The following is a 5,207-nucleotide window of genomic DNA, read 5'->3' on the forward strand; positions in this document are numbered from 1 at the left end:
GCCCGGATCGCGGCCCCTGACGCTGGAGCCGGAACTTGGCCCCGATTTCGGCGGGCTGGCCGAATGGCCGTTGGAACATGTCGTCAAGGTCCTGTGTTTTTGCCACCCCGAGGACGAGGTTGCGCTGCGCGATGCGCAAGAGGCGACGATCACGCGGCTTTTCCACGCGTGTCGGCGCAACCGGCTGGAAATGCTACTGGAAATCATCCCGTCCAAGGTTGGCCCCGTTGACGATTCTACAACCGCGCGCTTGATCACACGGTTCTATGACATCGGCATCTACCCCGACTGGTGGAAACTGGAACCGATGCAGACAACGGACGCATGGGCGGAGACCTGCAATGCCATCACCGCACGCGATCCGCATGTCCAGGGCATTGTCATTCTGGGCCTTGGCCAGTCCGAGGCAGAACTTGCCGCCTCGTTCCGCCTCGCTGCCCCCTTCAAGCTGGTCAAGGGGTTCGCAGTGGGCCGCACCATCCATGCCGATGTCGGACGCGACTGGATGGCGGGAAAGATCGACGACGCGACAGCCGTCGCCATCATGTCCGAAAACTTCCGCCGCCTCTGCGGCATCTGGGATGACGCCCGCCGCACCAAGGGAGCCTGAGCATGACCACGATCCGCCTCACCGCCGCCCAAGCCATGGTCCGCTGGCTGTCGGTGCAGATGACGCCCGAGGGCGAGCGTTTCATCGAAGGCGTCTGGGCGATCTTCGGCCATGGCAACGTCGCAGGCCTGGGCGAGGCGCTGCATGCCCACCGCGACGTGCTGCCCACCTGGCGCGGGCAGAACGAACAGACCATGGCGCATGCCGCCATCGCCTTCGCCAAGGCGCATCACCGCCGCCGCGCCATGGCCGTCACCTCGTCGATCGGTCCCGGTGCCACCAACATGGTCACCGCAGCCGCCTTGGCGCATGTCAACCGGCTGCCGGTCCTCTTAATCCCCGGCGATGTCTTTGCCGGTCGCGCCCCCGACCCGGTGCTGCAGCAGATCGAGGATTTCGACGACGGCACCGTCAGCGCCAATGATTGCTTCCGCCCGGTCAGCCGCTACTTCGACCGCATCGCGCGCCCCGAACAGATCCTGACCGCCCTGCCCCGCGCGCTCAGGGTGATGACCGATCCGGCCAATTGCGGCCCGGTGACGCTGGCCTTCTGTCAGGACACCCAGGCCGAAGCCTATGATTACCCTGTGGAATTCTTCACCCCGCAGGTGTGGCACATCCGCCGCCCCGAACCCGACGCCCACGAGCTTGAGGCCGCCATCGCCGCCATCCGTGCCGCGAAGCGCCCGCTGATCGTCGCCGGCGGTGGCGTGCTCTATTCCGGGGCCGAAGCCACGCTCAGGGACCTCGCCCACCGCCACAACGTGCCGATGCTGGAAACCCAGGCGGGCAAGGGCGCGGTCGATTGGGAAGATGCGCTGAACTACGGCTCGCCCGGCGTCACCGGTTCGGACTGTGGCAACAAGCTCGCCGCCGAGGCCGATCTGGTGATCGGCGTCGGCACCAGGTTCCAGGATTTCACCACCGGCAGCTGGACGGTGTTCTCCGCCCCCGACGCCCGGCTTCTGTCGATCAACATCCACGGCTATGATGCCGGCAAACGCGGCGCGATGGCGCTGGTGTCCGATGCCAAGGTGGCGCTGGAAAAGATCGGCGCCGCCCTTGGCAGCCACCGCTTTGCCAACCCTGACCTCACCGCCCGCAAGGACTGGTTTGCAACCACCGACAAGCTCATGGCCGCGCCGCAGTCGAACGCCCTGCCGACCGACGCGCAGGTGATCGGCGCGGTGCAGCGCCAGACCGGCAAGACCTCGGTCATCATGTCCGCCGCAGGCTCCATGCCCGGCGCGCTGCATGTGCTCTGGCGCGCCGCACAGGGCGGCTATCACGCGGAATACGGCTTTTCCTGCATGGGCTACGAGATCGCCGGGGCGATGGGCCTCAAGATGGCGCGGCCCGACCGCGACGTGGTCTGCATGGTCGGCGATGGCAGTTACATGATGGCGAACTCGGAACTGGCGACGGCGGTGATGATGGGCATCCCCTTCACCGTGGTGCTGACCGACAACCGCGGCTACGGCTGCATCAACCGGCTGCAACAGACCACCGGCGGCGCGCCGTTCAACAACCTTCTCGCCGACAGTTTCCACCGCAACGAGCCGAACATCGACTTCGTCGCCCACGCCTTGTCGATGGGGGCGCTGGCGCTGAAGGCGACCGACATCGCCGAACTGGAGGCCGCGATGGCCGCGGCGAAAACCGCCCTGATCCCGACGGTGATCGTCATCGACACCGATCCCGCCCCCGGCACCGGCGCGGGCGGCACGTGGTGGAACGTCGCCGTACCAGAGGTTTCGACCCGTGCCGAAGTGCGCGCGGCCCGCAAGGACTATGAAATCAACACCGTCCGAGACCGGCTCGGCAACTGAGGACGCCTTGATGATCAACTACGGCACCAACCCCATCGCCTGGTCGAACGACGACGACCGCAGTCTCGGCGCACATATCAGCCTTGCCACCTGCCTCGACGACGCGGCGCGGATCGGTTTTGACGGCATCGAGAAGGGCCACAAATTCCCGGACACGGTTGCCGGGCTGAAGTCCGAGCTTGACCCGCGTGGCCTGAAATTCGTCTCGGGCTGGCATTCGACCAACCTGCTGGCGAACTCGCTGGAGGCCGAGAAGGCTGCGATGCAGCCTGCCCTCGACGTGCTGAAAGGCATGGGCAGCAAGGTGATCATCGTCTGCGAAACCTCGAACGCGATCCACGGCAATGACGGCATGGCGGTGAACGACCGTCCGCGCCTGACGAACGTGCAGTGGCAGCCCTTCGGTCAGGGGATCGAAGCGCTGGCGGCCGATGCGGCTGCGCAGGGCATCACCCTCGTCTACCATCACCACATGGGCACCATCATCGAGGCGGAATGGGAAATTGACCGGCTAATGGCCGAGACCGGGCCGCATACCCACCTCCTCCTCGACACCGGGCATTGCTACTATGGCGGTGGCGATCCCGTGCGGCTGGCCAAGCGCCACATGGCCCGGGTGCGGCACATCCACGCCAAGAACGTCCGCCCCGCGATCCTGCGCGAGGTGCGCGAACAGGGGCTGTCGTTCCTTGAAGGCGTCAGGCGCGGTGTCTTTACCGTGCCGGGCGATGCCGAAGGCGTGGTCGATTTCCACGCCGTGCTGGAGGTGGCAGCACAACACGGCTATCAGGGCTGGCTGGTGATCGAGGCCGAGCAGGACGCGTTGGTCCGCGATCCGTTTGAATATCAGTCGCTGGGCCTGCGGGCGCTCAAGGGGTTTGCGCGGCGGGCGGGGCTCGACAAGGCATGACGGCGGACCGGGGGTTTCACACCCCCGGACCCCCGTGGGATATTTGGGGAAGAGGAAGCCCATGGTCGAGCTTTTGCGGAAACCGGCGGGTCAGCGCGGCAAGGTGCATGACATCACGCCTGCAAGCGCGGGCTGGGGCTATGTCGGCTTTGGCCTTTATCGGCTGGAACCCGGCGACAAGGTCGCAGAGGCCACCGGCAACCGCGAGGTGATCCTCGTGCTGGTCGAAGGCCGCGCCCACATCAAGGCGGCGGAGCAGGACTGGGGCGAGATGGGCGCGCGGATGGATGTCTTCGACCGCAGCCCGCCGCATTGCCTCTACGTGCCCGACGGCCAGTCCTGGGAGGCCGTCGCCACCACTGCCTGCACCCTTGCGGTCTGCTCCGCCCCCGGCACCGGCACCCATCCCGCCCGGCGCCTCGGCCCGGAAGGGATCGAACTGACCCCGCGCGGCCGCGGCCAGAACACCCGCTACATCAACAACATCGCCATGGAGGGCCGCGATGTCGCCGGCAGCCTGCTGGTGACCGAAGTGTTCACCCCGGCCGGCAACTGGTCCTCCTACCCCAGCCACCGGCATGACGAGGATGACTTCCCCCGGATGACCTATCTGGAGGAAACCTACTACCACCGCACCAATCCGGCCTCCGGCTTCGCGGTGCAGCGGGTCTATACCGAAGACGGCAGCCTCGACGAAACCATGGCGCCCAAGAACCACGACGTGACGTTGGTGCCCAAGGGCCACCACCCTTGCGCCGCGCCTTATGGCTATGACCTGTATTACCTGAACGTGATGGCCGGACCGCTGCGCAAATGGCGGTTCCAGAACGATCCCGACCACGATTGGATCGCCAAGCGTGATGCTTAGGCCGTTTTCACCGGCAACCGGCTTTCCAGCCACCTGAAGAACAGCACGATCCCGCCTGCAAGGATCATGTAAACCAGCGCCAGCAACAGCAGCGGTTCGTAGACGATGAAGGTGTCCTGCGTCACCCGCTTGGCCAGCGAATAGATGTCGACCACCGTGATCGTGGCCACCAGTGGCGTTGACTTCATCTGCAACACCGCCTCGCCGCCAATGGTGGGCAGCGCCCGGTGCAGCGCTTGTGGCAACCAGATCCGACGAAACGTGGTGAAACGCGGCACGCCCATCGCGCGCGCCGCCTCAAGCTGGCCGTTCGGCACGCCCTTGAACGCGCCGCGCATCACTTCGCCCTCGTATCCCGCAACGCTCAGCGTCAGGGCAAGCACTGCATAGGGCCAGGCCTGGCGCAGGATCGGCCAGAGGAAACTTTCACGGATTTCCGGGAACTGCGCGAACACCGACCCAAGACCGTAGTACAACAGCCACAACTGCAACAGCAGCGGCGTGCCGCGAATAACGCTGCAATACATCCGCGCCGGGATCGCCAGATAGGCCGGCCCCGCCGCCTGCGCAAAGCCAAGCCCGATGGCCAGCACCATGCCCAGCGCCATCGTCACCACGGTCAGCCAGATCGTGCGCCAGATCGCCAGCGGCAGCACGTCAAGGTATTTTGGCGTGGCAAGCCAGGTCCAGTTCAGGCTGACCGCGCACCAGACGACGATGCCAACGCCAATGGCGATCAGCACGATGCGGTGGGGTTGAAGATAGGCGCTCACATCCCGCCCCCTTCAATGCTGCGCTGGCCGCGGCGCGCCCATTTCTCAATCCGCCCGAAGATCACGCCGGATACCAACGACAGCAGCAGATACAGCACGCCAGCCGCCATGTAAAAGGTCAGGAACGCCTTGGTCGTTCCGGCCGCCAGCGACGTGGCCTTGGTCAGCTCGATGAACCCGATCACCGCCAGCAATGCGGTATCCTTGGTGCAGGTCA

5 protein-coding genes and 1 pseudogene are annotated in these 5,207 nt (G+C 65.7%); 4 read left to right on the forward strand and 2 right to left on the reverse strand.

Translation table 11 applies throughout. The features are described from left to right. The 4 genes from RMO18_RS14525 to iolB form a co-directional block, all read left to right on the forward strand. The coding region (locus RMO18_RS14525) for a 2-deoxy-5-keto-D-gluconate 6-phosphate aldolase domain-containing protein (RefSeq protein ID WP_309666837.1) at positions 1-610 on the forward strand (610 nt) is incomplete at its 5' end. A 2-nt stretch (positions 611-612) separates the two neighbouring features. Further along, on the forward strand, positions 613-2,439 hold the full coding sequence (gene iolD, locus RMO18_RS14530; RefSeq protein WP_309666838.1) for a 3D-(3,5/4)-trihydroxycyclohexane-1,2-dione acylhydrolase (decyclizing): 1,827 nt from the start codon (positions 613-615) through the stop codon (positions 2,437-2,439). Between the two features lie 10 nt (positions 2,440-2,449). Then, complete coding sequence (gene iolE / locus RMO18_RS14535; RefSeq protein WP_309666839.1) at positions 2,450-3,349, forward strand: myo-inosose-2 dehydratase; 900 nt, start codon at positions 2,450-2,452, stop codon at positions 3,347-3,349. 61 nt (positions 3,350-3,410) lie between these two features. After that, positions 3,411-4,217, forward strand: a complete 807-nt coding sequence (iolB, locus tag RMO18_RS14540) for a 5-deoxy-glucuronate isomerase (RefSeq protein WP_309666841.1) — start codon at positions 3,411-3,413, stop codon at positions 4,215-4,217. Here the strand turns inward: iolB and RMO18_RS14545 are convergent. After that, a complete protein-coding gene (locus RMO18_RS14545; protein WP_309666842.1) occupies positions 4,214-4,990 on the reverse strand; it encodes an ABC transporter permease subunit in 777 nt (258 codons plus the stop codon). The genes iolB and RMO18_RS14545 overlap by 4 nt on opposite strands. Next, positions 4,987-5,207, reverse strand: a pseudogene (locus RMO18_RS14550) (ABC transporter permease); the annotation flags it as partial. The pseudogene RMO18_RS14550 and the gene RMO18_RS14545, both read right to left, overlap by 4 nt.

Origin of the sequence: Tabrizicola sp. (assembly GCF_031377265.1) — a bacterium.
GTDB lineage: Bacteria > Pseudomonadota > Alphaproteobacteria > Rhodobacterales > Rhodobacteraceae > JAUYQR01.

Excerpts from the sequence above, each read along its gene's own strand:
- iolD (WP_309666838.1), top strand. The coding sequence starts at position 613 with ATGACCACGATCCGCCTCACCGCCGCCCAAGCCATGGTCCGCTGGCTG.
- iolB (WP_309666841.1), top strand. The coding sequence starts at position 3,411 with ATGGTCGAGCTTTTGCGGAAACCGGCGGGTCAGCGCGGCAAGGTGCAT.
- iolE (WP_309666839.1), top strand. The coding sequence starts at position 2,450 with ATGATCAACTACGGCACCAACCCCATCGCCTGGTCGAACGACGACGAC.